23 protein-coding genes are annotated in these 25,326 nt (G+C 52.9%); 8 read left to right on the forward strand and 15 right to left on the reverse strand.

The genetic code is table 11. The features are described from left to right. Positions 1-485 precede the first annotated feature (485 nt). Together ABSH60_RS03270 and yfbR are read left to right on the forward strand one after the other, a co-directional pair. Entirely contained in the window at positions 486-1,700 is a 1,215-nt protein-coding gene (locus ABSH60_RS03270) for an aminotransferase class I/II-fold pyridoxal phosphate-dependent enzyme (protein ID WP_390972678.1), read from the forward strand. A gap of 111 nt (positions 1,701-1,811) precedes the next feature. Then, positions 1,812-2,411 (forward strand): 5'-deoxynucleotidase, encoded by a 600-nt coding sequence (yfbR, locus tag ABSH60_RS03275; protein WP_056782229.1) that lies wholly within the window; start codon positions 1,812-1,814, stop codon positions 2,409-2,411. Positions 2,412-2,438: 27 nt separating this feature from the next. On the opposite strand, the gene ABSH60_RS03280 is transcribed toward yfbR, so the two are convergent. The 4 genes from ABSH60_RS03280 to yfbV form a co-directional block, all read right to left on the reverse strand. Beyond that, complete coding sequence (locus ABSH60_RS03280; RefSeq protein WP_390972680.1) at positions 2,439-4,271, reverse strand: SLC13 family permease; 1,833 nt, start codon at positions 4,269-4,271, stop codon at positions 2,439-2,441. A 117-nt stretch (positions 4,272-4,388) separates the two neighbouring features. Next, on the reverse strand, positions 4,389-5,042 hold the full coding sequence (locus ABSH60_RS03285; protein ID WP_122097544.1) for a sugar phosphatase: 654 nt from the start codon (positions 5,040-5,042) through the stop codon (positions 4,389-4,391). Positions 5,043-5,069: 27 nt separating this feature from the next. Then, positions 5,070-5,564, reverse strand: a complete 495-nt coding sequence (locus ABSH60_RS03290; protein ID WP_056782224.1) for a YfbU family protein — start codon at positions 5,562-5,564, stop codon at positions 5,070-5,072. Positions 5,565-5,762: 198 nt separating this feature from the next. After that, positions 5,763-6,218 carry a terminus macrodomain insulation protein YfbV gene (gene yfbV / locus ABSH60_RS03295; RefSeq protein ID WP_056782222.1) on the reverse strand — a complete coding sequence of 152 codons (456 nt, stop codon included), beginning with the start codon at positions 6,216-6,218 and terminating at the stop codon, positions 5,763-5,765. A gap of 463 nt (positions 6,219-6,681) precedes the next feature. Here yfbV and ackA point away from each other — a divergent pair, with 463 nt between their 5' ends. Together ackA and pta are read left to right on the forward strand one after the other, a co-directional pair. After that, positions 6,682-7,884: an acetate kinase gene (gene ackA / locus ABSH60_RS03300; RefSeq protein ID WP_217203174.1), complete on the forward strand. Its 1,203-nt coding sequence runs from the start codon at positions 6,682-6,684 to the stop codon at positions 7,882-7,884. Positions 7,885-8,067: 183 nt separating this feature from the next. Beyond that, positions 8,068-10,212: a phosphate acetyltransferase gene (gene pta / locus ABSH60_RS03305; RefSeq protein ID WP_056782218.1), complete on the forward strand. Its 2,145-nt coding sequence runs from the start codon at positions 8,068-8,070 to the stop codon at positions 10,210-10,212. Positions 10,213-10,290: 78 nt separating this feature from the next. Here pta and ABSH60_RS03310 read toward each other — a convergent pair whose 3' ends face one another. The 5 genes from ABSH60_RS03310 to ABSH60_RS03330 all read right to left on the reverse strand — a co-directional run bounded on the left by ABSH60_RS03310 (position 10,291) and on the right by ABSH60_RS03330 (position 14,453). Next, entirely contained in the window at positions 10,291-11,244 is a 954-nt protein-coding gene (locus ABSH60_RS03310; RefSeq protein WP_056782214.1) for a transketolase family protein, read from the reverse strand. Further along, complete coding sequence (locus tag ABSH60_RS03315; RefSeq protein WP_390972683.1) at positions 11,237-12,070, reverse strand: 1-deoxy-D-xylulose-5-phosphate synthase N-terminal domain-containing protein; 834 nt, start codon at positions 12,068-12,070, stop codon at positions 11,237-11,239. Before ABSH60_RS03315 ends, ABSH60_RS03310 begins: the two co-directional genes overlap by 8 nt. Positions 12,071-12,175: 105 nt before the next feature. Then, positions 12,176-13,552: a PTS ascorbate transporter subunit IIC gene (locus ABSH60_RS03320; RefSeq protein ID WP_056782209.1), complete on the reverse strand. Its 1,377-nt coding sequence runs from the start codon at positions 13,550-13,552 to the stop codon at positions 12,176-12,178. Between the two features lie 56 nt (positions 13,553-13,608). Next, positions 13,609-13,890 (reverse strand): PTS sugar transporter subunit IIB, encoded by a 282-nt coding sequence (locus tag ABSH60_RS03325; protein ID WP_056782206.1) that lies wholly within the window; start codon positions 13,888-13,890, stop codon positions 13,609-13,611. Between the two features lie 119 nt (positions 13,891-14,009). Beyond that, positions 14,010-14,453: a PTS sugar transporter subunit IIA gene (locus ABSH60_RS03330; RefSeq protein WP_136376804.1), complete on the reverse strand. Its 444-nt coding sequence runs from the start codon at positions 14,451-14,453 to the stop codon at positions 14,010-14,012. A 332-nt stretch (positions 14,454-14,785) separates the two neighbouring features. Here ABSH60_RS03330 and ABSH60_RS03335 point away from each other — a divergent pair, with 332 nt between their 5' ends. Further along, positions 14,786-15,802 (forward strand): substrate-binding domain-containing protein, encoded by a 1,017-nt coding sequence (locus ABSH60_RS03335; protein WP_390972685.1) that lies wholly within the window; start codon positions 14,786-14,788, stop codon positions 15,800-15,802. A gap of 81 nt (positions 15,803-15,883) precedes the next feature. Here the strand turns inward: ABSH60_RS03335 and yfcD are convergent, their stop codons facing one another. Beyond that, complete coding sequence (gene yfcD / locus ABSH60_RS03340; protein ID WP_056782198.1) at positions 15,884-16,495, reverse strand: NUDIX hydrolase YfcD; 612 nt, start codon at positions 16,493-16,495, stop codon at positions 15,884-15,886. A gap of 313 nt (positions 16,496-16,808) precedes the next feature. On the opposite strand from yfcD, the gene ABSH60_RS03345 reads away from it, so the two are divergent. Beyond that, the gene (locus ABSH60_RS03345; protein ID WP_122097537.1) at positions 16,809-17,453 is read left to right on the forward strand and encodes a glutathione binding-like protein; all 645 of its coding nucleotides are present in this window, start codon (positions 16,809-16,811) and stop codon (positions 17,451-17,453) included. A 155-nt stretch (positions 17,454-17,608) separates the two neighbouring features. Further along, positions 17,609-18,505: a TIGR01777 family oxidoreductase gene (locus ABSH60_RS03350; RefSeq protein WP_390972687.1), complete on the forward strand. Its 897-nt coding sequence runs from the start codon at positions 17,609-17,611 to the stop codon at positions 18,503-18,505. Between the two features lie 427 nt (positions 18,506-18,932). Here ABSH60_RS03350 and ABSH60_RS03355 read toward each other — a convergent pair whose 3' ends face one another. Beyond that, positions 18,933-20,528 (reverse strand): ABC transporter substrate-binding protein, encoded by a 1,596-nt coding sequence (locus ABSH60_RS03355; RefSeq protein ID WP_136376803.1) that lies wholly within the window; start codon positions 20,526-20,528, stop codon positions 18,933-18,935. A gap of 158 nt (positions 20,529-20,686) precedes the next feature. On the opposite strand from ABSH60_RS03355, the gene pepT reads away from it, so the two are divergent. Continuing rightward, entirely contained in the window at positions 20,687-21,919 is a 1,233-nt protein-coding gene (gene pepT, locus ABSH60_RS03360; protein WP_390972689.1) for a peptidase T, read from the forward strand. A 50-nt stretch (positions 21,920-21,969) separates the two neighbouring features. On the opposite strand, the gene hisP is transcribed toward pepT, so the two are convergent. The 4 genes from hisP to argT all read right to left on the reverse strand — a co-directional run bounded on the left by hisP (position 21,970) and on the right by argT (position 25,066). Continuing rightward, the gene (hisP, locus tag ABSH60_RS03365; protein WP_056782185.1) at positions 21,970-22,743 is read right to left on the reverse strand and encodes a histidine ABC transporter ATP-binding protein HisP; all 774 of its coding nucleotides are present in this window, start codon (positions 22,741-22,743) and stop codon (positions 21,970-21,972) included. Between the two features lie 35 nt (positions 22,744-22,778). Then, entirely contained in the window at positions 22,779-23,495 is a 717-nt protein-coding gene (locus ABSH60_RS03370; protein WP_056782183.1) for an ABC transporter permease, read from the reverse strand. Next, positions 23,492-24,178, reverse strand: a complete 687-nt coding sequence (locus ABSH60_RS03375) for a histidine ABC transporter permease HisQ (RefSeq protein WP_056782180.1) — start codon at positions 24,176-24,178, stop codon at positions 23,492-23,494. The genes ABSH60_RS03370 and ABSH60_RS03375 overlap by 4 nt, the downstream gene beginning before the upstream one ends. A 105-nt stretch (positions 24,179-24,283) precedes the next feature. Then, a complete protein-coding gene (argT, locus tag ABSH60_RS03380) occupies positions 24,284-25,066 on the reverse strand; it encodes a lysine/arginine/ornithine ABC transporter substrate-binding protein ArgT (protein ID WP_056782177.1) in 783 nt (260 codons plus the stop codon). Between the last annotated feature and the right edge of the window lie 260 nt (positions 25,067-25,326).

Here is a 25,326-nt window from a genome sequence, read left to right on the forward strand (position 1 = left end):
CCCATGAAAATAGTGACCTCTCCAAAATTTTCTTATGATCATTCATCCAGCAGTTATTATTAATCATTAGATAAATAAAACTAATTCACCTTGCCCCCGTGCCGCCGCACGGAGAATTCCTGCTATTTTTTTTCAGATTTTGTCGAGGTTAGGTAAGTTTTAATGATGTTGTCTGCAAAACTGCGGAAACAAAAGGATGGCTTTAACACTGTCAGACAGTCAAAACAGGGAATTTTTAGATTAAAAAACCCGCATTGGTAAAATATAAAACTACACATTGCTCTTTATGCAAATTATTAAACCAACCAAAATCCACAACATGACCAGAAACCCCCACCCCCTGCGATTTTCCTGCTGTTTTACACCAAAAGGGCGCGCAGCCCTTCTCATGCACTCTTTGGGGGAGTAAATTGTCCGCTTCGCACTGTTCTACGGCGATTAACGCCAGGGAAGAACAGGCTTTACTGCAAAAGGCTCACATTTACATGTCCCCGATTGAAAAATCCCGCAAACTGGACAACGTCTGCTACGACATTCGCGGCCCGGTGCTCAAAGAAGCAAAACGTCTGGAAGAAGAAGGTAACAAAGTCCTCAAACTGAACATCGGCAACCCCGCGCCTTTCGGTTTTGATGCACCTGATGAAATTCTGCTCGACGTCATTCGCAACCTGCCTACAGCGCAAGGGTACTGTGACTCCAAAGGTCTGTTCTCAGCACGTAAAGCCATCATGCAGCACTATCAGGCGCGCGACATGCGTGACATGACAGTGGAAGACATTTATATCGGTAACGGCGTGTCGGAACTGATTGTTCAGTCGATGCAGGCGTTACTGAATACCGGTGATGAAATGCTTGTGCCTGCACCGGATTACCCGTTATGGACGGCGGCGGTGTCGCTTTCTGGCGGGAATGCGGTGCATTACATGTGTGATGAAGGCGCTGACTGGTTCCCGGATATCGCCGATATCCGCGACAAAATCACCCCGCGCACCCGCGGTATTGTGATCATCAACCCGAACAACCCGACAGGCGCGGTTTACAGCAGAGAGTTGCTGATGCAGATTGTGGATATCGCCCGCGAACACAATCTGATCATCTTTGCTGATGAGATTTACGACAAGATTTTGTATGACGAAGCCCAGCACATTTCTATTGCGTCGCTGGCGCCAGATCTGCTGACCGTGACGTTCAACGGGCTGTCTAAAACCTACCGTGTGGCCGGTTTCCGCCAGGGTTGGATGGTACTCAACGGACCGAAGAAACATGCCAAAGGCTACATTGAAGGGCTGGAAATGCTGGCCTCGATGCGTCTTTGTGCCAACGTGCCGATGCAGCATGCTATTCAGACGGCTCTCGGCGGTTACCAGAGCATTAATGAATTCATTCAACCGGGCGGCCGTCTGGTGCAGCAGCGCGACAGCGCGTGGGAACTGATTAATCAGATCCCCGGCGTATCATGCGTGAAACCGAAAGGTGCGCTGTATATGTTCCCGCGTATTGATGCCAAGCGTTTTAACATTCATGACGATCAGAAACTGGTACTGGATTTGCTGTTGCAGCAAAAAGTCCTGCTGGTTCAGGGGTCAGCATTCAACTGGCCGTACCCGGATCACGTCCGTATCGTGACGCTGCCACGCGTTGATGAGCTGGAAATGGCGATCAGCAAACTGGGCCGGTTCCTCGAAACTTACCGCCAGTAATTCGTGCGGGCGCAGATTTCTGCGCCCTGTTTTATCTTTCTGATCACACTTGCCGATTTCCGCCACACTCCGCACAATGGATACTCATTTGCCGTTATTAATGAGAGTGCCATGAATCAGAGCCATTTCTTCGCCCACCTTTCCCGCCTGAAACTGATTAGCCGCTGGCCGCTGATGCGCAACGTGCGTACCGAAAATGTGTCGGAACACAGTTTGCAGGTCGCCTTCGTGGCTCACGCGTTGGCCGTGATTAAAAACCGCAAATTTGATGGCAACCTGAATGTGGAACGCGTTGCCCTGCTCGCCATGTATCACGATGCCAGCGAAGTGCTGACCGGCGACATGCCTACGCCCATCAAGTATTACAATCCGCAAATCGCCCACGAGTACAAAAAAATCGAGAAAATCGCCCAGCAAAAACTGATTGAGATGCTGCCGGAAGATTTGCAGGAAGATTTTCGTCCGCTGATCGATGAACATTATTACAGCGAAGACGAAAAACTGACGGTCAAACAGGCAGATGCGTTATGCGCCTATCTGAAATGTCTCGAGGAGCTCTCGGCGGGCAATAACGAATTCACCCTGGCTAAAGCGCGTCTGGAAAAAACGCTGGCGAATCGGAAAAGCCCGGAGATGGACTACTTTATGGAAATCTTTGTGCCGAGCTTCAGCCTGTCACTGGATGAAATCAGCCTCGATTCGCCGCTCTGACCGCAACCAAATACAGCGCGGCCAGGGTCAGAACGGAAAGAGAACCGGCACCAGGAACACGCTGACGACCATCACCAGCAAGGTGAACGGCACGCCGATACGCAGAAAGTCGCCGAAGCGGTAATTCCCCGGCACCATCACCAGCGTATTCACCGGGGATGATACTGGCGTCATAAACGCTGCCGAGGCGGCTATCGCGATAATCATTGTGAAAGGGTACGGCGACACGCCCATCTGATGGGCCGCCGCGATGGCAATCGGTGCCATTAACACCGCTGTGGCGGTATTGGAAATAAACAGCCCGATACTCGCGCAGAGAACAAATAAACTCAGCAGCATCATGTACGGCCCATATCCCCCGCTGACTTTCATCAGGCCTTCGACGATCAACGCCACGCCGCCTGTTTTTTGCAGCGCCAGCGCAAACGGCATCATCCCGATAATCAGCAGCAAGCTCGGCCAGTGAATCGCTTTGTACGCACCGTCCATGGTGATGCAACGGAATTTACCCATCAGCAGACAGGCAATAATCGCCGCAATGGCGTTCGGCACATCGTCGGTCAGCATCAGTGCGACCATGAGCGCCAGGCAAAACAGCGCGTGCGGTGCCTGACTGAGCGCGGGGGCGACTTCATCCACCTCGGCGGGCAGACTGAGGACAATAAAATCGTGCATCTGCTGCTGAAGCTGTCGGATCAGCTTCCAGTCCCCTATCACCAGTAACATGTCGCCCAGCTGGAGTTCCTCATCCACCAGTTTACCCGGCAGCGCTTCCCCATGACGGCGGATCCCCACCACGTTCAGCCCGTAAGCAGAACGGAAAGCGACTTCGCGCAGGGTTTTACCCAATAATTCGGAATCAGGAATTAAAGAGACTTCTGCCATTCCGACGTCGCGGGACTGTTCAGAAAAATATTCACCGCGCAGCACCATCGGTTCAAGCATTTCATCGGCACACATTTGTCTGACTGAGATGTCAGGATCTGTCATGTCCAGCAGCAGTACGTCTCGCGCGCACAGCCCGGTGCTCCCCGTGGCGCTGACCATCACCCGGCGGAACTTACGCCAGCGCTCAATACCCACCACATTCGCACCGTAGCGGGAGCGCAGGTGGAGATCGTCCAGTGTCCGGCCAACCAGCGGTGAGCCGGGGCGGATCGTCATCCTGCGCGCACGACCGTTTAACTGATAATCGCGGATCAAGTCCCGGAAAGTCCGGCGCTTCCAGTGTTGTTTATCCTGCGAGGTGTCCTGCGCTGACAACCAGCGGCGGGCAATCAGCATGTACCCGACCCCCATGATCAGCACCACCAGCCCCACCGGCGTGACGCCGAAGAAGCCAAAACCGTCGAATCCTTCACGCAGCAACTCGCTGTTCACCACCATGTTCGGCGGCGTGGCAACCAGCGTCATCATGCCGCTGATAAGACCGGCAAAACTGAGGGGCATCATCAGCCGTGCCGGTGAGGTTTTCATGCGCGCGGAAACACTGATCACAACCGGAATGAAAATCGCCACCACGCCGGTCGAACTCATAAAAGCACCAAGACCAGCGACCGTCAGCATCAGTAAAATCAGCATCCGGGTTTCACTCTGACCGGCCACTTTCATCAGCCAGTCACCGACCTGATACGCCACGCCGGTCCTCACCAGACCGTGGCCCACCACAAACAAGGCAGCGATCAAAATCACGTTCGGATCGCTAAATCCGGCCAGAGCTTCATTGAGGGTGAGCGTACCGCTCATCACAAAAGCAATGATGACCAGCAAAGCGACAATGTCCATGCGCAGCGTATTGCGCGCAAACAACACCATCGCGGCCAGCAGCAGTACCACAACCCAGATTAATTCACCGGTCAAAACACACTCCCTTTGCGTTAAGATTGAGAGGCAGGAACGTGGTAAGAATGGCATAAAAAAACCCCGCCGGAGCGAGGTCTATATCAAGTAAAATGTCGAAACTGTGCTTTTTCAGGCTTAGCGCAAACTTACCGTCACGCCCTGCTCGTTGCTTTCCACCAGCAGAACTTCCAGCGTCGTCAGCTCAAAATCTACATTTTCGATCCCCGGCGTATCGTCCGGTGCATTCACAGCGATCACTTTACATCCGGCGGCAAGCCCTGCCATTACGCCTGCAGCGGCATCTTCCACCACAACACACTCTTCCGGCGCCAGACCTAAACGTTCTGCACCCAGCAAATAGGCATCCGGCTGCGGTTTGCCATGCTTAACCTGTTCCGCAGTGATGAACACTTCCGGCGCAGGCAAGTGTGCTGCTGCATGGCGCGCACTGGCGACAGGCATAGAACCGGAGGTCACAATGGCCCACGGAATATTTTGACGGTTGAGTTCGCTCAGCAGTAAATGTGCGCCCGGCAACGCCGAGACGCCTTCGGTGTCAGTGGCTTCGATTTTTTCCAGCTTCAGAAACTCTTGCTGAATCGTCTCTTCTGTTTCACCTTGCATAAAATGACGTAAAGAGGTGATCGCCTGTTTGCCATGAATAAAGGCCAGAACATCCTGCGGGCTGACTCCCCAACTGAGCGCCCAGTTAACCCATGCACGCTCAACTGCCGGTAATGAATCCACTAACGTTCCATCAAGGTCGAACAAGAAACCTTTACACTCCACAGGCAATTCCTCTTTAGTTAATTCCAGTCAGGCATTAATAATTTGCGCTATCTCTACAGCGCTCAGATGATACTGACGCGGGCATGATTGCCAGACCGCCAGCATACGCTGGTATTTATCCCACATTTTGGTCTGCGAGTTAAACCCGTGAGTCCCGGCGTCGAAGTCAGTGTACCGCCCTTCGGTGTTCACCATAAAGCGCACATAGCTTAAATAGCGGGATTCGGTGGCCGCATCGAAGCCGAGGAAATCTATACGACGGCGATCCAGCCCCTGAGTGTCTTTCAGATTGGTCCATGACACCTGCATCGCATGATGCATTTCCATAATGTTAATCACTGTGCGACAGGTTTCTTCCGGTAACTCACCGAAATCTCTGTCCAGCTCACGCATTTGCAAACCGAAACCGCGTTCGATCACCGTTTGCAAACGGCGGTAGCGTTCCGCGTTATCGGGATCAAGCATGGTCATCATTTTGTATTGATTCGACAAGATCAGGCGTTGCGCGTTAGTCATTTCCATCGTGAAAATCCTCATGTCTGCATAATGAGCAAAGCATGGCATAGCGCAAACTTCTGCGAAATCGCAAGCACACCATTCTTTGATTTGAATCCGGATCTCATGTGAAATAATCACCGGAGGAGAAGTTCCTCCGGTCAAAATGCGGTGCAGTGAAGCTTAGCAATAATGAAGATGATGCGAAAAGCGCTGGAAAAAGGCTTACAAATCGTCGAGGAAGGTTTTGTCGAGTTGTTTGAACGCACGCTTGAGGACATCGGCCAGCGCCTGATAGGTCGGCGTCCCTTCGACCGGCGCAAGCGCCTGTCCCGATTCAGCGAGTTTATTACGCACATCGTGGAACCAGCTCAGCAGCGTCGGCGGCAACGGCGTCAGTGAACGGCGGCCAAGCCACCACAACCCTTGCATAGGCAAGCTGCAGGCAAATATCGCCGTCGCAACGGCCGGCCCGAGTTGTCCGCCCAGCGCGATTTGCCAGGTCAGCGTGAAGATCGCCACCGGCGGCATGAAGCGGACAGCAAAACGGGTGGCGGTTGAAATCCGGTTCTCGGGGAACACAGGAGCCAGGCGCTTATCAGACGGCCATGTTTTCATATAATGCTGCCCACGCTGGAAAACCTGGAACCAGCTTACAGAGCCTGTTGGCTTACTCGTCATAATTGCACCTCAACTTCACGTGTAATAATTAAAAAATAGTTGTGAAACATAAACTGGAGTTTACCACGATAAAATATATTTTGTTTTTGCTGAAACGTGCCGGTATCCTGTCGCAGCATTTAAAGCCATATCACTAAGCATAGTGCCTCGGGCCGAGGTGTTTTGTAATTAGTAATTGCATTTTTTGTTAGTGTTTTCACTAATAGATAACATTCTAAAGACGCATAACAGAGACATTTTGTGTACTGCGCCCCCATTTTTTTGCTATTCGCGGGCACAGAAAAAACCAGCGTCCTGCGATTCTTTAGCTTTTTCATTATCATGCCTGTTTTGGCTCTCTGGCATGATGTTAATCATAATTGTCACCGCCATTATGCGCTACGCTTGATGTCAGACTGACGATTTATTAACCACGTGTATTGTTTTTTTCCTTAAACAGCACCAACAATAAATAGGTACTTCCATGTCGAGTAAGCTTGTACTGGTTCTTAACTGTGGTAGTTCTTCCCTTAAGTTCGCAATCATTGATGCTGTGAACGGCGAAGAGCACATTTCAGGTTTAGCCGAATGTTTCCACCTGCCGGAAGCGCGCATTAAGTGGAAAATGGACGGTGGCAAAGAAGAAGCCGCGTTGGGTGCGGGTGCCGCACACAGCGAAGCGCTGAAATTCATCGTGAACAACATCCTGAGCCAAAAACCTGAACTGTCTGCAGAGCTGGTTGCAATCGGCCACCGCATCGTTCATGGCGGCGAAAAGCTGACCAAGTCCATGCTGATCAACGATGCTGTTATCGAAGGTATCAAAGAATCTATCCCGTTTGCACCGCTGCATAACCCGGCTCACCTGATCGGTATCGACGAAGCGCTGAAATCCTTCCCTAAACTGGCTGACAAGAACGTGGCTGTTTTCGACACCGCCTTCCATCAGACCATGCCAGAAGAATCTTACCTTTACGCACTGCCGTACAGCCTGTACCGCGATCATCACGTACGTCGTTACGGCGCACACGGCACCAGCCACTTCTATGTGACTCAGGAAGCCGCGAAAATGCTGAACAAACCGGTGGAAGAAGTGAATCTGATCACTTGCCACCTGGGTAACGGCGGTTCCGTCAGCGCAATCCGTAACGGTAAATGCGTTGATACTTCCATGGGTCTGACCCCGCTGGAAGGTCTGGTAATGGGCACCCGCAGCGGTGACATCGACCCGGCAATCATCTTCCACCTGCACGATTCTCTGGGCATGAGCGTTGATCAAATCAACAAAATGCTGACCAAAGAATCTGGCCTGCTGGGTCTGACTGAAGTCACCAGCGACTGCCGTTATGTTGAAGATAACTACACCACTAAAGCGGATGCTAAACGTGCGATGGACGTATTCTGCCACCGTCTGGCGAAATACATCGGTAGCTACGCCTCACTGATGGAAGGCCGTCTGGACGCTGTCGTCTTCACCGGCGGTATCGGCGAAAACGCAGCAATGGTGCGTGAATTGTCTCTGGCTAAACTGGGCCTGCTGGGCTTTGAAGTTGACCACGAACGCAACCTCGCGGCTCGTTTCGGTAAATCCGGTGCCATCAACAAAGAAGGCACCCGTACCGCCCTGGTTATCCCAACCAATGAAGAGCTGGTTATTGCACAAGACGCTGCGCGTCTGACCGCATAATTCGATTCAACACTGCCAGCTTTCGCTGGCAGTGATTTTTCACTCAAAGGCAAACGCCGCCCGTTTGGACGCACCGCGCAGGATAATCATCGCGCTCATGCTGATCATTATCCCCTCTGCACAAACCTGCGACCGTCTCTGCCTGGCAACCGTTAAAGAGGTTTAGCCGTGTCCCGTACAATTATGTTGATCCCCACAGGTACCAGCGTTGGTCTGACCAGCGTCAGCCTCGGTGTGATCCGTGCCATGGAACAAAAAGGCGTCAGCCTGAGCATCTTCAAACCCATCGCGCAACCACGTGCCGGCGGTGATGCACCCGATCAAACCACCACCATCATTCGTGCCAACTCCTCCGTGACTGCAGCGGAACCGCTGAAGATGAGCCACGTTGAAGCGCTGCTGAGTTCAAACCAGCAGGACGTGCTGATGGAAGAAATCATCGCCCGTTATCACGAAAATACCAAAGATGCGGAAGTGGTGCTGGTTGAAGGTTTAGTCCCTACCCGTAAACACCAGTTTGCGAATGCGCTGAACTATGAAATCGCCAAAACCCTGAACGCAGAAATCGTCTTCGTTCTGGCACTGGGTAACGATTCTCCGGCGCAGTTAAAAGAACGTATCGAACTGGCCCGCTCCAGCTTCGGCGGCAGCAAAAACAAAAACATCACCGGCGTCATCATCAACAAACTGAATGCGCCGGTTGACGATCAGGGACGCACACGTCCTGACCTGTCTGAAATCTTCGATGACTCCAATAAAGCCAGCGTCGCTAATATCGATCCGACTCAGCTGTTCGCGAACAGCCCGCTGCCGGTGCTGGGCTGCATTCCATGGAGCTTCGAGCTGATTGCCACCCGCGCAATCGACATGGCTAAGCACCTGAACGCCCGCATCATCAACGAAGGCGACGTGCAAACCCGCCGCGTGAAATCCGTGACCTTCTGCGCACGCAGCATTCCTCACATGCTCGAGCACTTCCGCCCTGGTTCCCTGCTGGTTACCTCCGCAGACCGTCCGGACGTTCTGGTTTCAGCCTGTCTGGCGGCGATGAATGGCGTTGAAATCGGCGCAATCCTGCTGACCGGCGGTTACGAAATCGACGAGCGCATCAACAGCCTGTGCGCGCGTGCTTTCCAGACTGGCCTGCCTGTCTTCATGGTAGACACCAACACCTGGCAGACCTCCCTCAGCCTGCAAAGCTTCAATCTGGAAGTCCCTGCGGACGACCATCAGCGCGTTGAGAAACTGCAACAGTATGTCGCTTCTCACATCAACGCTGACTGGATTGAATCACTGAGCGCGCATTCTGAGCGTTCACGTCGTCTGTCTCCGCCAGCGTTCCGCTACCAGCTGACCGAACTGGCCCGTAAAGCCGGTAAACGTATCGTTCTGCCGGAAGGCGACGAGCCACGCACCGTTAAAGCGGCGGCACTGTGTGCTGAACGCGGTATCGCGGAATGTGTGCTGCTGGGTAACCCGGAAGAGATTAAGCGCGTTGCTGCGGCGCAGGGCGTGGTGCTGGGTAAAGGCATCGAGATTGTGGATCCGGTCGTTGTGCGTGAAGAATACGTCGCACGTCTGGTTGAGCTGCGTAAAAGCAAAGGCATGACAGAAGTGGTTGCGCGTGAACAACTGGAAGACAACGTGGTTCTGGGCACCCTGATGCTGGAACAAGGTAACGTTGACGGTCTGGTTTCCGGTGCTGTCCACACCACCGCAAACACTATCCGCCCACCGTTACAGTTGATCAAAACTGCACCGGGTAGCTCACTGGTTTCTTCTGTGTTCTTCATGCTGCTGCCTGACCAGGTTCTGGTTTACGGCGACTGTGCGATCAACCCGGACCCAACGGCTGAACAGCTGTCTGAAATCGCGATCCAGTCTGCGGATTCCGCTGCGGCGTTCGGTATCGAACCACGCGTTGCGATGATCTCTTACTCCACCGGTAACTCCGGTGCGGGTAGCGATGTTGAGAAAGTGCGTGAAGCGACCCGTCTGGCGCAGGAAAAACGCCCTGACCTGATCATCGATGGCCCGCTGCAGTACGATGCTGCCATCATGGCTGACGTTGCGCTGTCTAAAGCACCAAACTCGCCAGTAGCGGGTAAGGCGACCGTGTTCATCTTCCCTGACCTGAATACCGGTAACACCACGTACAAAGCGGTACAACGTTCTGCGGATCTGGTTTCTATCGGGCCGATGTTGCAGGGCATGCGTAAACCGGTCAACGATCTGTCCCGTGGCGCTCTGGTAGACGATATCGTCTACACCGTTGCTCTGACAGCGATTCAGTCTGCTCAGGCAGAAACTGCGGTTCCGGCTAAATAAGCCAACCCCTCTGAAGGCAAAACGCCGGGCTTTATGTCCGGCGTTTTTTTTGGCTCATTTTTGCGGGTCGCCAGCCGCTCAGAGCAATGTTTTAGCCGCTTCAAGTATATGCTCAGCGGTCAGGCCATATTCCTGCTGTAAAAACTCCTGCGTCCCCACCTGCCCGTAACGTTCTTTCACGCCCACACGCCGCATAGGTACCGGCTGATTTTCTACCAGCACTTCCGCCACCGCCGATCCCAGCCCGTTATGAATACTGTGATTTTCACAGGTGATGATTTTACCGGTTTTCGCGGCATATTTTATGATGACGTCTTTATCAATCGGCTTGAGGGTAAACATGTCGATCACCGCCGCACTGACACCTTCACGTTCCAGCATCTGCGCCGCTTTCAGCGCTTCGGCGACCATAATTCCGTTGGCGATAAGCGTGATGTCGCTTCCGTCCCGCAGCACGTTTGCTTTGCCGATGGTGAACGTTGAGCCTTCCTGATAAATCTGAGTCGCCTGTTTACGGATGGTGCGCACCCAGTAAAATCCCTTAAGATCCATCAGTTGCAGCAAAATATTGCGGAACATCACGGCGTCGGTGACCTCCATCACCACGGAATTTGCCAGCCCGCGCACAATGCCCATGTCTTCGAAGGACATGTGCGTGCCGCCGTTGTGACAGGCGCTGACACCGGCATCGGACGCAATGATTTTGACGTTATTCTTCTGATAATCCAGTGACATAAACAACTGATCAAAACAGCGGCGGCTGGCGAACGCGGTAAAAGTATGCACAAAGGGGACGCGCCCCGTCAGCGATAAACCCGCCGCCACGCCGATAACGTTGGCTTCCATGATGCCGCAGTTAATCACGTGTGACGGGTGATCTTTGTGCACGCCATCCATCGCCATAGAACTCATCAGATCCGCTTCCAGCGCAATGATCGGCGTATTTTCAACAATCTTTTCGCGCACGGTATTGGCGTAAACTTTACGCATTTCCACGGCGTCTTTTTGTAATTCCAGAGAGACTTCAAACATGGGCGGCCTCCAGCTCAGCGATTGCGTGTTCAATTTCCAGTTTCACCTCCGGCGTTAAACGCAGATGATGCGAGTTCGCCAGTTGCTCGAGATACTTCACGCCCTGCCCTTTAATGCTGTCGAGGATCACCACCAGCGGACGCTGCCCGCCCTCACGCACCGGCGTCACCGCATCGCGGATTGCCACAACGTCATCGCCTTTAATTGTCTGCATATCAAAACCAAAAGCACTGAATTTCCCGGCCAGATCGAAAGGTTTAATGACTTCGTCCAGCGTGCCGTCGAGCTGCTGTTTGTTGTAATCGATGAACAACGTGAGGTTATGCAGATTGTGGTGAGCAATAAACTGGAAGGCTTCCCAGCACTGACCTTCATTCAGCTCACCGTCGCCCAGAATGCAGAAGACACGGTTAGCCCGCCCCGCCAGCCTGTGCGAGAGCGCCATACCTGCGGCGATGGACACGCCCTGCCCGAGGGAACCGGTCGTGGCATCCACGCCGGTAGTGCGCAGACGGTCGGGGTGGCTCGGCAGGCGCGTACCGTTCTCATTCAAGGTTTTCAGCTGGCTGACCGGGAAATAGCCTTTCAGCGCCAGCGTGGCATACAACGCCGGGCCTGCATGCCCCTTGGAGAGCACGAAATAATCGCGATCCTGCCAGTCCGGTTTTTTCGGGTCGATGCGCATCACATCGCCGTACAATACTGCCAGCGTTTCCACCACTGACATGCTGCCGCCATAGTGTCCGAAGCCCAGACCGGTCAGCATTTTCAGCGTCTCGATGCGGATTTGGCGCGCCAGATCATGAACCTCATGGATATCTTTCATCTTGCAGGGTCCTTATTTTAGTGAGCACTTATCCAGACCTGTTATTTCTAACAGGCCTGAACCGTGATCCCCGGTGGGTGATAAGAGACTGAGTGTGTGGCTGAATTACTCTTCGCTGACCGCTTTCTCAGCCGCAGGTTTTTTGCCGAGATAGTTGTAAGCAACCAGAACCGCGAAGATGCCGACAATCAGCGCCATGATGCCTTCTTTAGACATGAAGCGAGCCAGATTGCCCAGCAGGATACCGATGACGCCAAAGTCGGCATCTGAGAAGGTGGCGTTTGCGAAGCCCAGCGCGCCGAGCACCGGCAGCAGCAGAACCGGCAGGAAGGTGATCAGCACGCCGTTAGCAAACGCGCCGACCATCGCACCGCGCCGACCGCCGGTCGCGTTGCCGAAGACACCCGCCGTCGCACCGGTGAAGAAGTGCGGCACCACGCCCGGCAGGATCAGCACCAGATGCATCTGGCCTAACAGGAACAAACCGACCAGACCGCCGAGGAAGCTGAACAGGAAGCCAATCAGCACGGCATTCGGTGCGTACGGGTAGACCACCGGGCAGTCCAGCGCGGGACGTGCGTTGGGCACCAGTTTCTCGGAGAAGCCAACGAATGCCGGTACGATTTCCGCCAGAATAAGACGCACACCTTGCAGGATGATGAACACGCCCGCCGCGAAAGTGATCGCCATGATGATGGCGTACACCAGATAGTTTTGGCCTGCGCTATAGGTGGCTTCGACAAACACCTGCCCGGCGAACACCGCCATAATCAGGTAAATAATGATCATGGTGAGTGAAATAGAAATGGAGCTGTCGCGCAGGAAGCTGAGGTTTTTCGGCAGATTCATTTCTTCGGTAGAGCGTGACCCTTTACCGACTTTGCTGCCGATCCAGCCAGACAGCACGTAACCGATGGTGCCGAAATGGCCGAAGGCCACATCGTCGCTGCCGGTGATCTTACGCATATAACGTTGTGCCAGCGCCGGGAAAAACGCCATGATCAGGCCGAGCGTCAGGGAGCCGGTGAACACCAGTGAAACGCCTTCAAAACCGGCAACGGTCAGGATGACGCTGATCATACAGGCCATATAGAACGTGTGATGTCCGGTCAGGAACACGTATTTCAGACGGGTAAAGCGCGCCACGATCAGGTTTGCCACCATACCGAACGCCATAATTAAGGCGGTCGGCGCACCGAATTTCTCCAGCGCGATGGAAACAATCGCTTCGTTATTAGGAATAATACCCTGGATATTAAAGGCGTGTTCGAACATACCGCCTAAAGGATTTAATGAGCCGACTAATACTGTTGCACCACCGCCTAAAACTAAAAAGCCCAGTATTGTTTTGACTGTACCTTTTACCACATCAGAAAAGTTTTTCTTTTGCGCCACCAAACCGATTAAGGCGATGAGCCCCACCAGAACAGATGGTACTTTTAATATATCAACCACAAACTTGAGCGTTTCCTGGATAAACATATCCACCTCGGATGTATATTGTTTTTTATTGTAGGGTCAGTCCGTGTCGGTCTGGCTCAGGACACCGGATGCTTTTCAAAATGTGCGACCAGCTTGGTTTCCAGCTCGTTGATATCCACAATATTCGTGATGACAACCAGCTGATTGTCCGGGATATTGGCGCTGGCGGCGATGTCTTTCGCCATCACGAACAGGTCTGCCTCGCCGGGAATGGCTGAAGATAAATCAGAGTGTTCAACATCCGCCTGAATATTTAATTTTTTCAGCACTTTTTTAATGTTCATTTCGACCATAAAGCTGCTGCCTAAACCGGAACCGCAAATCGCCATAATCTTCATGTTATTTACCTGTGTTTTAAAAGTTTGTAGGGTTACGCATCAGAATGATTTCTGATGTCAGTACACATTAATGCATCCGTTGTGCGTTAAGATTATTCCGTTATTTAATCGTAAAACGGTCAGAATTTCGCAATGACATCCTGAATTGTTTTTATATCTTTTGCCTGATGTATTTTCTGCATATCTTCGTCGCTGGAAAATAATTCAGCCAGTTCGGAGATTAATTCAATATGACTGTGCTTATCGGGTGCCGATAACATGACGACGGTATAAACAGGGTCATTGTCCTCAGAATTAAATGTCACTCCCTGAGGCAGCGTGAGCAGCGACAATCCTAACCCCTTCGCGCCCTCTTCCGGTCTGGCATGCGGCATCGCAATACCCGGTGCCAGAACAAAATACGGCCCTAACTTTTCCCGCTGGGCAAAAATCGCCGTCAGATATTCCGGGGTAATCGTGCCGTCTTTCAACAAAGGCTCAGCGCTGACTTGCACCGCCTGCCGCCAGTCCGTGATATCCGTTCTGATCTGAATCCTGTCAGAGGTCAGCCAATCATTCAGCATAGGTGTGGCTCCGGTTTTGATGTGTTAATGGCTGGTGTGCCTCTTTCCCCCAAACCACACCAACGCCCTGACTCTACGCACCGGTAGCGTTAACATCTGTGATACATCTCACAAAGATAGCGCTACCAAGCGTCTATCATTACGTTCTGTGATAGCGCTATCAAAAATAGTCCCCTGCCGGTACCACTGCGCCGCAGTTCACACAAATAACGGTATACTTTGTCCGGAAATGACCGATAATTTACCCAATTCCGCCGTGGATCCTTCGGGTATCGCCCTGCTGCGGCTTGCTTTTTTCGCTATATCTTCGGGTGCAGGAGTCAGGATTGTGCATGTCCATTAACAAGAAAAGGCGCAGTACAGGGAGAGTGACGCTGGCTGATGTGGCGCAGCTTGCAGGCGTGGGCAGCATGACCGTTTCCCGCGCACTGCGTACCCCGGAACAAGTCTCCGATAAGCTGCGTGAAAAGATCGAAGAGGCCGTCAGCCAGCTGGGTTATTTACCCAATCAGGCGGCCAGTTCACTGGCTTCTGCGTCATCAAATACTGTCGCCATGATTGTGCCAAGTCTGTCGGAACCGGGCTGCGCTGAGATGTTTGCCGGGCTTCAGAAAGTGCTGCAACCTGCCGGTTACCAGATCATGCTGGCCGAATCCCAGCACCGCATTGAGCGGGAAGAAAAATTGCTGGAAACACTGCTCTCTTACAATCTGGCGGCGGCCATATTGCTCTCTGTCGAGCATTCGGCCAACGTTCGCCAGTGGCTGGATAATCTGACCATCCCGGTGCTGGAAATCGGTGCGCTGACGGACTCTCCCATTGATATGAATATCGGGATTGATTACGTCGAGGCGATGTTTCAGCTCACTCAGACCGTGGTGGCGAAGGGATATCAAAACATCGGTATGCTGTGCGCCAATCAGGAACAGTGGATTTTCCAGCAACATTTGCAAGGCTGGCGAAAGGCCATGCTGAAAGCGCATATGTCGCCGCATCGGGTGATCAACGCGGCCGAGCCCGCCAGCTTTTCCACCGGCGCTCAGCAGTTGCCTGAGTTTCTGCTGGCCTGGCCGGAAATCGACGCGCTGGTGTGCGTCTCAGACGATCTGGCCTGCGGAGCGCTGTACGAATGCCAGCGCCGGCGTATCAAAGTGCCGGACGATCTGGCGGTCGTGGGATTTGGCAACTCGGACGTCAGTAAAGTCTGCCAGCCGCCGCTGACCACTATCGCCATTCCGCATAGGGAAATTGGTACGCGTGCGGCCCAGGCCTTGCTGGCGAGGATCCATGATGAAGAGTGGGAAGAGGTGACGATCGCCTCGTCATTGTGTAAGCGGGAGAGCTGCTAAATTCACGACAACAAAAAGCCGCAGGCGACATCAGTACGCGTGCGGCGGGTTTTCCAGGCTCAATGTTTAAGAGGCTGAGGCTTAGATCGGGGTGCTTTCGTTATCCGGCTCATCATCCGCTTTGGCAGATTCATCACTCAGCAAGTCACGGGTTAACGGCTTACCATGCTCTTTCTCGTTATTACGCGTCATCCAAAGTGACAGCGCTTTAAGCGAGTCCGGCGTAAATTCGTCGCATCGTGCGGTGATCTCTTCCGGCGTCATCCAGCGTACAGAATCAATTTCTTCTTCCTGCAAGGCGAACGGGCCGTGGGATACGCAACTAAACAACGCGCCCCACACGCGGCATTTGTTCTCTTCTTCGAAGTAGAACTGACCATGTTCGGCAAAGGGTACACCGGCGATCCCTAACTCTTCTTCCGCTTCACGGCGGGCTGAATCAAGAATATTTTCGCCACTCTGCACCACGCCACCTGCCGTTGCATCCAGCCACCCGGGATAAAAGTCTTTGGTTTCGGTACGACGCTGAACCAAAATATTGCCCATTCCGTCATGCACCACGATATAGCTGGCACGGTGGCGCAGGACCTGAGCACGCATTTGTTGTCGGCTGGCCTGGGCAATGACCTCGTTATCTTCGTTGACGATATCAACCCATTCTTCCGTACTGATGTTTTGCTCTTGTTCTGACATCCGCTGAAACCTTCTGTTTTAAGCGCTGGTCTGTGCGCAATGGGTCTGTGCGCAGTAATGGGTGCAACACGTCGATAATGTCCGGAGATTCTATCTGGGTCTGCCACATGGCTTCAATAGCAATGGATGCGTTGGTGACAGGTAAAAGTTATGTTACCCCACAAACTTCGCCATAAGACAACTCTGACAAAGGTCCGGCGCAGGCAAGTATTCACAACCATTATGATACCCTACCCAATCATTTTAAAAACTGTGATTATCAACCGCGCACTGGCGGATTTCATTAAGTGATTAACATAACGCAGGAGGCAATATGATTGATCTTTATTACGCGCCCACACCCAACGGTCATAAGATTTCTCTTTTTCTGGAGGAAGCCGGTCTGGCCTACCGTCTTCATCGCATTGATATCAGCGCAGGCGATCAGTTCAAACCCGAGTTTCTCGCCATTTCCCCCAACAATAAGATCCCGGCGATTGTCGACAGTCAGCCGGTAGACAGCGGCGCGCCCATCGGTGTGTTCGAGTCCGGGGCCATTTTGCAGTATCTGGCTGAGAAAACGGGAAAATTACTCAGTAAGGAATTGCGCGAACGCACTACGACGCTGGAGTGGCTGACCTGGCAGGTGGCCGGAATGGGCCCGATGCTCGGGCAAAATCATCACTTCACGCACTACGCCCCGCAGCCTGTACCTTACGCCATCGAACGCTATCAGCAGGAAACCAAACGTCTTTACGGCGTGCTGAATACCCAGCTGACTAAAAATGCCTATATCGCCGGGGATACCTACAGCATTGCTGATATCGCCGCTTATCCGTGGGTGGTAGCGCATGAGCGCCAGCGCATTGATTTGGCGGAGTATCCGGCGGTGCGAAACTGGTTTGAACGCGTTAAAGCCCGTCCTTCCACGCAAAAAGCCTACGCCCTCGCCGATCCCCTGCACATCAACCACCACTGACAGCGCTGTCCCCGGTGTCTGCCGGGGGTTCTGCTGAACACATTCCGCTGTAAATAATTTCCATTAACTGTGCTCCATATCGCGCGCTAAAGGCGGCGACTCAACTATGATTAATGACAGTTCATTCGCATATTCAGACAGTTAAGGAACCTGATATGAAAATCCTGATCACCGGCGCTACCGGGCTCATTGGCCGAAGGCTTACCGGGCGACTTGTTGAGCAATCTCATCAGATTACCGTACTTACCCGTGCGCCTGAACGCGCAGCGAAAGTGCTGGGCTCACAGGTTCAGCTGTGGGAAACGCTTGACGGCAAAACGTCACTGGATGGATTTGATGCGGTGATCAATCTTGCGGGAGAGCCGATTGCGGACAAACGCTGGACGAAAGATCACAAAGCGTTGCTGTGTGAAAGCCGCTGGCAGTTAACTGAGAAACTGGCGCAGCTGATTAACGCCAGCCAGACGCCGCCCCAGGTCTTTATTTCAGGTTCAGCAGTGGGTTATTACGGCGATCAGGGGCAGGCCCTGGTGCCGGAAGACGAGCCGCCAAACAAGCAATTTACCTGGCAGCTATGCGCACGCTGGGAAGCACTGGCGATGACGGCTGAAAGCCCGCGCACCCGCGTGTGCCTGTTGCGCACCGGCATTGTGCTGGCAGAAAAAGGCGGCGCGCTGGCAAAAATCGTATTGCCTTTCCGCGCCGGACTCGGCGGCCCTTTGGGTGACGGCCAGCAATACATGCCGTGGATCCATATCGACGATATGGTCGATGGCATCATTTTCCTGATGATGCACGAAACCCTCAGCGGACCGTTCAATATGGTGGCGCCTTATCCCGCACGCAACGAACAGTTCAGCGCTCTACTCGGTGAGGTTCTGCATCGCCCGGCGTTTATGCGGGCACCTGCCCCCGTCATACGTTTGCTGATGGGCGAGTCAGCCATACTGGTACTGGGCGGCCAGCGTGCCGTGCCCCGCAGGCTGGAAGCGGCCGGCTTTGAGTTTACACATCAGGAATTGAAGGAAGCGCTGGAGGATTTGCTTAAGTGAAGGGGCTTGCAGGCCCCTGCTCAGCCGGAGCGAGAATGTTTCGGTTGAGCAGCGGGACAATTGCGTTGTACTGACGCTTTTTAAAAACAGATCGAGAATGTTTCGGTTTCTCAACGACTGCGATCACTTCTCTTTCAGTGCCGAAACCGCCCAAAGGAGGAAAGTGCTTTTCCTCCTTTGGATTCCTCCTCGCTTTTTCAACAAGCGCTTCGCTTGCGGGCTTTGTTTCAGGTATCACCGCGACAGGCTGGACATCTTGCCGCTTCGCGGTGCCTTCTCTCGGTCCTGGAGCCTTTGGTCTCCAGGTCGCTCCGTTCAGCAAGATGTCTGAATCGCCCGCCCAATCTTAAATTCAAAAGCAGAGTGGTTTTCTCTTTAGGCAGTGTTCATTGGTGCCCTTTAAAGGGCACCAAGGCCCGGTATTGCCTTATTCCTTCACATCCACCTGATAAAACACATGTTTGCCAAAGGGATCAATCTCATAGCCACTCACTTCTTTGCGAACGGGCTCGAAGATGGTCGAGTGTGCAATCATCACTGCTGGCGCCTGGTCGTGCATCATTTGCTGCGCCTGCTCGTAAAGTGCGACACGTTTGGCATGATCTGTGGTTTCTTTGGCTTCGGTGATCAACTGGTCGAAAGGTGCATAACACCATTTCGCAGAGTTAGAACCGCCCTTCGCTGCGTTACAGGTAAATAACGGGCCAAAGAAGTTATCCGGATCGCCATTGGCTGTCGTCCAGCCCATCAGCGCGGCCATGTGTTCACCGTTACGGATACGGGTCTGGTATTCACCCCACTCAAAACTGACGATGTGTGCTTTCACGCCAATTTTTGCCCAGTCCGCCTGAATCATTTCTGCCATACGACGGGCATTCGGGTTATACGGGCGTTGTACCGGCATCGCCCACAGATCGATATCAAAACCGTTTGGCATACCTGCTTCGGCCAGTAATGCTTTGGCTTTCTCCGGCGAATAATCGTAATCCACTACCTTGTCGTTATATCCCCAGACACCGGTTGGCAGCAGCGTTTTCGCTGCGGTGCCGGTGCCACGGAATACCGCTTCAATGATTTGTGGCTTGTTGATCGCCATGCTCAGCGCCTGACGCACCTTCACATTGTCCAGCGGTGGCTTCTGCGTATTAAAAGACAGGAACCCGGTATTCAGACCCGATTTACTCATCAGATTGATGTCTTTGTTGGCGCGCATCCGGTCGAGATCTGCCGGGTTCGGGAACGGCATCACCTGACACTCATTTTTTTCCAGTTTTGCGAGACGCATCGAGGCATCCGGGGTGATGGTATACACCAGACGGTCAATTTTAGATTTACCCTGCCAGTATTCCGGGAAGGCTTTGTACAGCAAACGCGTGTCTTTCTGATACTGAACCAGCTCGAACGGCCCCGTACCGACCGGATTCAGATCGAGTTTCTCCGGAGTACCGGCTTTGAGCATCTGATCGGCATATTCTGCCGAGAGGATAGACGCGAAATACCAGGCCAGATCGGCAACAAATGGCGCTTCGGGGCGGGTCAGGTTGAAGCGAACGGTGTAATCATCCACTTTATCAATGCTGCCGATCAGATCGCCCAGCTTCAGGCTGTCGAAGTTCAGATAAGTGCCGCCGGACACCTTGTGATACGGGTTGTTTTCATCTTTCTGCCGCATGAACGAGAAGATGACGTCATCCGCGTTGAAATCACGGCTGGGTTTAAACAGTTTGCTGCTCTGGAATTTCACGCCTTTACGCAGGTGGAAAGTGTAGGTTTTACCGTCCGGGCTGACGTCCCAGCTTTCTGCCAGGCTCGGCACCAGTTCAGTGGTGCCGGTTTTGAAATCAACCAGACGGTTATAAATCGGCACAGCGCTGGCATCGACGGAAGTGCCCGATGTGTAAAGCTGCGGGTTAAATTGTTCCGGCGAACCTTCTGAACAATACACCAGCGTTTTTGCCGAAACGCCGCCCGTGATCGCTAACGCCAGTAACCCTGTGCTTATTTTTAAAATGTTGTGTTTCATTTTTTCCCTTTTTTCCCTGTCCGGAGAGTGTTTAAAACTTCTTCATCATGGAACCCAAAGCAAAAACAGATTAACATCTGAATAACAACTAGTAATACTTTGTTATATATGAAAATCTTATAACAAGTAAACCCATTGGCGATCATTCAGAGGTCAAGATGTCGACAACAATCGCAAAACAGCTTACCGAACGTTTCTACCGCTATCTCTCCGTGACGTCACAAAGTGACGCCAGCGTGAACACCTTACCGAGCACGCCGGGCCAGCATGACATGGCGCGGTTACTGGCTGAGGAGCTGCATCAGCTCGGTTTAGAAAACATTCAGATTGATGAATGTGCGACCGTCACCGCGGTCAAACCCGGCACTAAAACCGGCGGGCCGCGCATAGGTTTTATCACCCACATTGATACCGTCGATGTGGGCCTGAGCGCGGATATTCATCCGCAAACGCTGCGCTTCACCGGCGATGACCTGTGCCTGAACAAAGAAAAAGATATCTGGCTGCGCCCTGCTGAGCGCCCGGAAATCCTGGCGTATCAGGGTGAAGAAATCATCTTCAGCGACGGTACCAGCGTGCTGGGCGCAGATAATAAAGCCGCCGTGACGGTGGTCATGACCATGCTGGAGAATCTGAACGCGTCGCAGGAGTATGGCGATATCGTGGTGGCGTTTGTGCCGGATGAAGAAATCGGGCTGCGCGGTGCGAAAGCGCTGGATCTTGCCCGCTTTGACGTGGATTTTGCGTACACCATTGACTGCTGTGAACTGGGTGAAGTGGTGTATGAAAACTTCAACGCGGCAGCCGTGGAAATCGACTTTACCGGTGTGACGGCGCATCCGATGTCAGCCAAGGGTGTGCTGGTAAATCCGTTACTGATGGCGCAGGATTTCATCAGTCACTTTGACCGTGCAGAAACGCCGGAAAATACCGAAGGCCGCGAAGGCTACGTCTGGTTCAACGGCATGAGCGCTTCCCAGCAGGGTGCGCGGCTCCATGCTTCCATCCGTGATTTCGACAGCGCCAGTTTTGCGGCCCGTAAGCAGAAAATTCAGGATGTCGCGAAACAGATCGCAGCTCAGTATCCGACGGCAAAAGTCTCGGTGGATATCAGCGATACCTACAGCAATATCAGCAGCGCGATCGGCGAAGACCGCCGGGCGATCGATCTGATTTTTGCCGGGCTGAAAGAGATCGGCGTCGAGCCGAAAGTGATCCCGATGCGCGGCGGCACCGACGGCGCAGCGCTGTCAGCCAAAGGTTTGCTGACACCGAACTACTTCACCGGCGCACATAATTTCCATTCGAAGTTTGAGTTCCTGCCGGTGAATTCGTTTGTGAAATCCTACGAACTGACTGTACAGCTGTGCCTGCTGGCAGCGAAAGGTTAATCCTGTCATCCAGCGTTCCCCTCATGAGAGGGGAACGCTGCGTAACGATATTACTTCAGCGCACCTGACAGAAACTGTTGCAGACGGGCACTTTTCGGGCTGCCGAAGACGTCGGCAGGGTTGCCCTGTTCTTCAATCACGCCCTGATGCAGAAAAATCACATGGCTGGACACGTGGCGGGCAAACTCCATTTCATGCGTGACGACCACCATGGTTTTCCCCTCTTCCGCCAGTTTCTGCATGATGCGCAGCACTTCACCGACCAGCTCAGGGTCGAGCGCGGAAGTGGGCTCATCAAACAACAGCACTTCGGGTTCCATTGCCAGTGCACGGGCGATAGAGACACGCTGTTGCTGACCACCGGACAAGTTCACCGGGTATTTACCCTGCGCACGCGCATCGATGCCGACTTTATCGAGGTATTTCACCGCACGCTCGCGCGCTTCGGCTTTGCTCAGCCCCAGCACCTGTACCGGCGCCTCCATGACGTTTTCAAGCACCGTCATGTGGCTCCACAGATTGAAATGCTGAAACACCATCGTCAGTTTGGTACGCAGCAGTTGCAGCTGTTTTTTGTCGAACACTTTCAGTTGCCCGTCGGTGTCGCGCACCATGCGGATATCCTGATTGCTGACGCTGATTGACCCTTCGCTCGGCTTTTCCAGGAAGTTAATGCAGCGCAAAAATGTACTTTTCCCTGAACCTGATGAACCAATAATACTGATCACATCTCCCGCATTGGCGGAGAGCGACACGCCTTTGAGCACCTCATGGTCGCCGTAGCGTTTGTGGAGATCGAGAACGGCTAATTTGTTTTCTGACATAACGTTTCCCGCAATGGTGTCGATAGTTGGCTTTTTTAATGAGCAGACTGGGGCTTCACATGCGCCAGCCAGCGTTTTTCCGCCTTACGGAACAGACCAATCAGAACAAAAGAAACACAAAGATAAATCACCGCCGCGATCCCGAAGGCGTAAAACGGCTGATACGTCGCCGAATTAATATCGCGGGCAATTTTCAGCACATCCGGCACGGTGGCGGTAAACGCCAGGGCGGTGGAGTGCAGCATCAGAATGACTTCGTTACTGTAAGCCGGCAGCGCCGTGCGTAACGCCGAAGGCAAAATAATGCAGGTATAGAGTTTAAAACGCGAAAATCCGTAGGCGTTCGCGGCTTCGATTTCACCGTGAGGCACTGACCGGATGGCACCGGCAAATATCTCAGTGGTGTACGCACAGGTGTTGAGCGTCAGCGCCAGGATCGTGCAGTTCAGACCGCTGCGAAAGAACGCATTCAGGAAGTCCGTGCCGCGCACGATCTCCAGGCTGTACATGCCGGAGTAGAACACCAGCAGTTGCACATACAGCGGAGTGCCACGAAAAATGTAGGTGTATAACCAGATCGGATAGCGGATTAATTTATTAGACGACACGCGCCCGACGGCCATGGGCACCGCCAGCAATCCGCCGATCACCACGGAGCTGATCAGTAACCACAGGGTGATCGCCAGCCCGGTGAAACGGTAGCCATCGCTGTACAGCAGCGACCAGCCATATTGTTGGAGGATTTCGATCATAGCTCAGCCCTCTTCACACCCAGCGAATAACGGCGTTCAAGCCATAACAGCACGCCGTTCGACAGCGTGGTAAAGACCAAATACACCACACCCGCCACAATCGCAAAATAGAACGGCTGATAGGTGCCCTTTCCTGCCAGCTGCGTTGCTTTCACCACATCATTCAGGCCGAGCAGTGACACCAGCGCGGTGGCTTTTAAAATCACCTGCCAGTTGTTACCGATACCAGGCAACGCGAAACGCATCATGGCCGGGAAGAGGATACGGCGGAAAATTTGTGAGCCGGTGAAACCATAAGCGGTGGCCGCTTCAATCTGCCCGCGGGGAACGGCCATAAACGCGCCGCGAAATGTCTCGGTGAAATACGCACCATAGATAAAACCGAGTGTGATGATACCGGCGCTCATCGGGTCGATATCAATTTGCGTCATCCCGAGAGATTCGGTGACGCTGTTGAGTGCAATCTGCAAGCCGTAAAAAATCAATAACATCAACACCAGATCAGGTACGCCGCGGATAAGCGTGGTGTAACACCCAAAGAAACCAGAAATAACCCGGCTTTTTGACAGCTTCCCACCCGCCCCGATAAGCCCTATCACCAGCGCTAAAACAACTGACGAAATCGCCAGTTCCAGTGTCACCAACGTGCCCTGGATGATTACCTGGGAATACCCATACAGCATGGTTTTTTCCTGTCTGAAAGGATCCCGGCGCGGCCAGAAAACGGCGCGCGTCAGAACCTCAGGGAGCAGCGCACCGCCCCCTGTGGCACATCACACAGCGCGCAATTAGCCGCCGTATACGTCAAAGTCGAAGTATTTCTTCGCCAGCTTGTCGTAAGTACCGTCTTTACGCATGCTGTCAAACGCCTTGTTCAGCGCGGCTTTCAGATCCGTATCGGTCTTACGCAGACCCATGCCGGTACCCACGCCGAAGAATTTATCGTCTTTAACAGACGGACCCGCGAACGCGTATTCTTTACCTGCAGACTGTTTCAGGAAGCCTTCGCTGCCTGCCACTTCGTCCTGGAACGCGGCATCAAGACGGCCAGAAGCCAGATCCGCATAAATCAGATCCTGGTTCTGGTAGGCCACAACGTTGATGCCTTTTGGCTGCCACATGGCGTTGGCATAGGCTTCCTGGGTGGAACCCTGCAATACACCGACGTTTTTGCCTTTCAGCGCGTCCAGTTCAGGCAGAACTTTAGAGCCTTTAGGCGCGATCAGACGGGCGTTGGCGGCGTACAATTTCTCTGTGAAATCAATTTCCTGCTGGCGTTTTTCAGTGATGGACAATGAGGAAATGATCGCATCAATTTTTTTGGCTTTCAGGGAAGGGATCAGTGCGTCGAAATCACTTTCGACATACGTGCATTTAATTGCAGCGCGTTTACACATTTCGTTAGCGAGATCGATATCAAAACCTACCAGCTTGCCGCTGGAATCCTTTGATTCAAATGGGGCATACGTCGGATCAGTACCGATATTAATTGCTTTAGGTGCGGCAGCGAACGCACTACCTGCGCTGGCTAAGACCAAAACCAGCGGAAGAACCTTGAACAACTTTTTCATACATTAGCCTCAGTGATTATTCATCTGTTGTGGTTGCGTGTGCGTGAATGAACGTCTTTTTATAGTTTGCTGAACGATGCAAATGGCTTTTTTGCCAGATTCTCTCATGCACGTTTCGTGCCGTTTCTTAGCGAGGGCAAATTCCCCGTTAAGAGAGTGAAAACCGGTCAAAAAATCATCAGGAATATGAAAGTATTCAGAGGTCTGAGGAAAGGATAGCGTAAGCGCCCGTTAACAATGCACCAGAATGAATCAAATTG

The organism is Rahnella sp. R3(2024) (assembly GCF_042920125.1).
Classification (GTDB): domain Bacteria; phylum Pseudomonadota; class Gammaproteobacteria; order Enterobacterales; family Enterobacteriaceae; genus Rahnella; species Rahnella rivi.

Bases quoted from the DNA above. Each gene is read 5' to 3' on its own strand.
- ABSH60_RS03310 (WP_056782214.1), bottom strand. From the start codon at position 11,244: ATGTTTGAAGTCTCTCTGGAATTACAAAAAGACGCCGTGGAAATGCGT.
- pta (WP_056782218.1), top strand. From the start codon at position 8,068: ATGTTGATCCCCACAGGTACCAGCGTTGGTCTGACCAGCGTCAGCCTC.
- ABSH60_RS03345 (WP_122097537.1), top strand. From the start codon at position 16,809: ATGATTGATCTTTATTACGCGCCCACACCCAACGGTCATAAGATTTCT.
- ABSH60_RS03270 (WP_390972678.1), top strand. From the start codon at position 486: ATGTCCCCGATTGAAAAATCCCGCAAACTGGACAACGTCTGCTACGAC.
- ackA (WP_217203174.1), top strand. From the start codon at position 6,682: ATGTCGAGTAAGCTTGTACTGGTTCTTAACTGTGGTAGTTCTTCCCTT.
- ABSH60_RS03375 (WP_056782180.1), bottom strand. From the start codon at position 24,178: ATGCTGTATGGGTATTCCCAGGTAATCATCCAGGGCACGTTGGTGACA.
- yfbR (WP_056782229.1), top strand. From the start codon at position 1,812: ATGAATCAGAGCCATTTCTTCGCCCACCTTTCCCGCCTGAAACTGATT.
- argT (WP_056782177.1), bottom strand. From the start codon at position 25,066: ATGAAAAAGTTGTTCAAGGTTCTTCCGCTGGTTTTGGTCTTAGCCAGC.
- ABSH60_RS03315 (WP_390972683.1), bottom strand. From the start codon at position 12,070: ATGAAAGATATCCATGAGGTTCATGATCTGGCGCGCCAAATCCGCATC.
- ABSH60_RS03320 (WP_056782209.1), bottom strand. From the start codon at position 13,552: ATGTTTATCCAGGAAACGCTCAAGTTTGTGGTTGATATATTAAAAGTA.
- yfbV (WP_056782222.1), bottom strand. From the start codon at position 6,218: ATGACGAGTAAGCCAACAGGCTCTGTAAGCTGGTTCCAGGTTTTCCAG.
- ABSH60_RS03355 (WP_136376803.1), bottom strand. From the start codon at position 20,528: ATGAAACACAACATTTTAAAAATAAGCACAGGGTTACTGGCGTTAGCG.
- pepT (WP_390972689.1), top strand. From the start codon at position 20,687: ATGTCGACAACAATCGCAAAACAGCTTACCGAACGTTTCTACCGCTAT.
- ABSH60_RS03325 (WP_056782206.1), bottom strand. From the start codon at position 13,890: ATGAAGATTATGGCGATTTGCGGTTCCGGTTTAGGCAGCAGCTTTATG.
- ABSH60_RS03350 (WP_390972687.1), top strand. From the start codon at position 17,609: ATGAAAATCCTGATCACCGGCGCTACCGGGCTCATTGGCCGAAGGCTT.
- hisP (WP_056782185.1), bottom strand. From the start codon at position 22,743: ATGTCAGAAAACAAATTAGCCGTTCTCGATCTCCACAAACGCTACGGC.
- ABSH60_RS03330 (WP_136376804.1), bottom strand. From the start codon at position 14,453: ATGCTGAATGATTGGCTGACCTCTGACAGGATTCAGATCAGAACGGAT.
- ABSH60_RS03370 (WP_056782183.1), bottom strand. From the start codon at position 23,495: ATGATCGAAATCCTCCAACAATATGGCTGGTCGCTGCTGTACAGCGAT.
- yfcD (WP_056782198.1), bottom strand. From the start codon at position 16,495: ATGTCAGAACAAGAGCAAAACATCAGTACGGAAGAATGGGTTGATATC.
- ABSH60_RS03290 (WP_056782224.1), bottom strand. From the start codon at position 5,564: ATGGAAATGACTAACGCGCAACGCCTGATCTTGTCGAATCAATACAAA.
- ABSH60_RS03335 (WP_390972685.1), top strand. From the start codon at position 14,786: ATGTCCATTAACAAGAAAAGGCGCAGTACAGGGAGAGTGACGCTGGCT.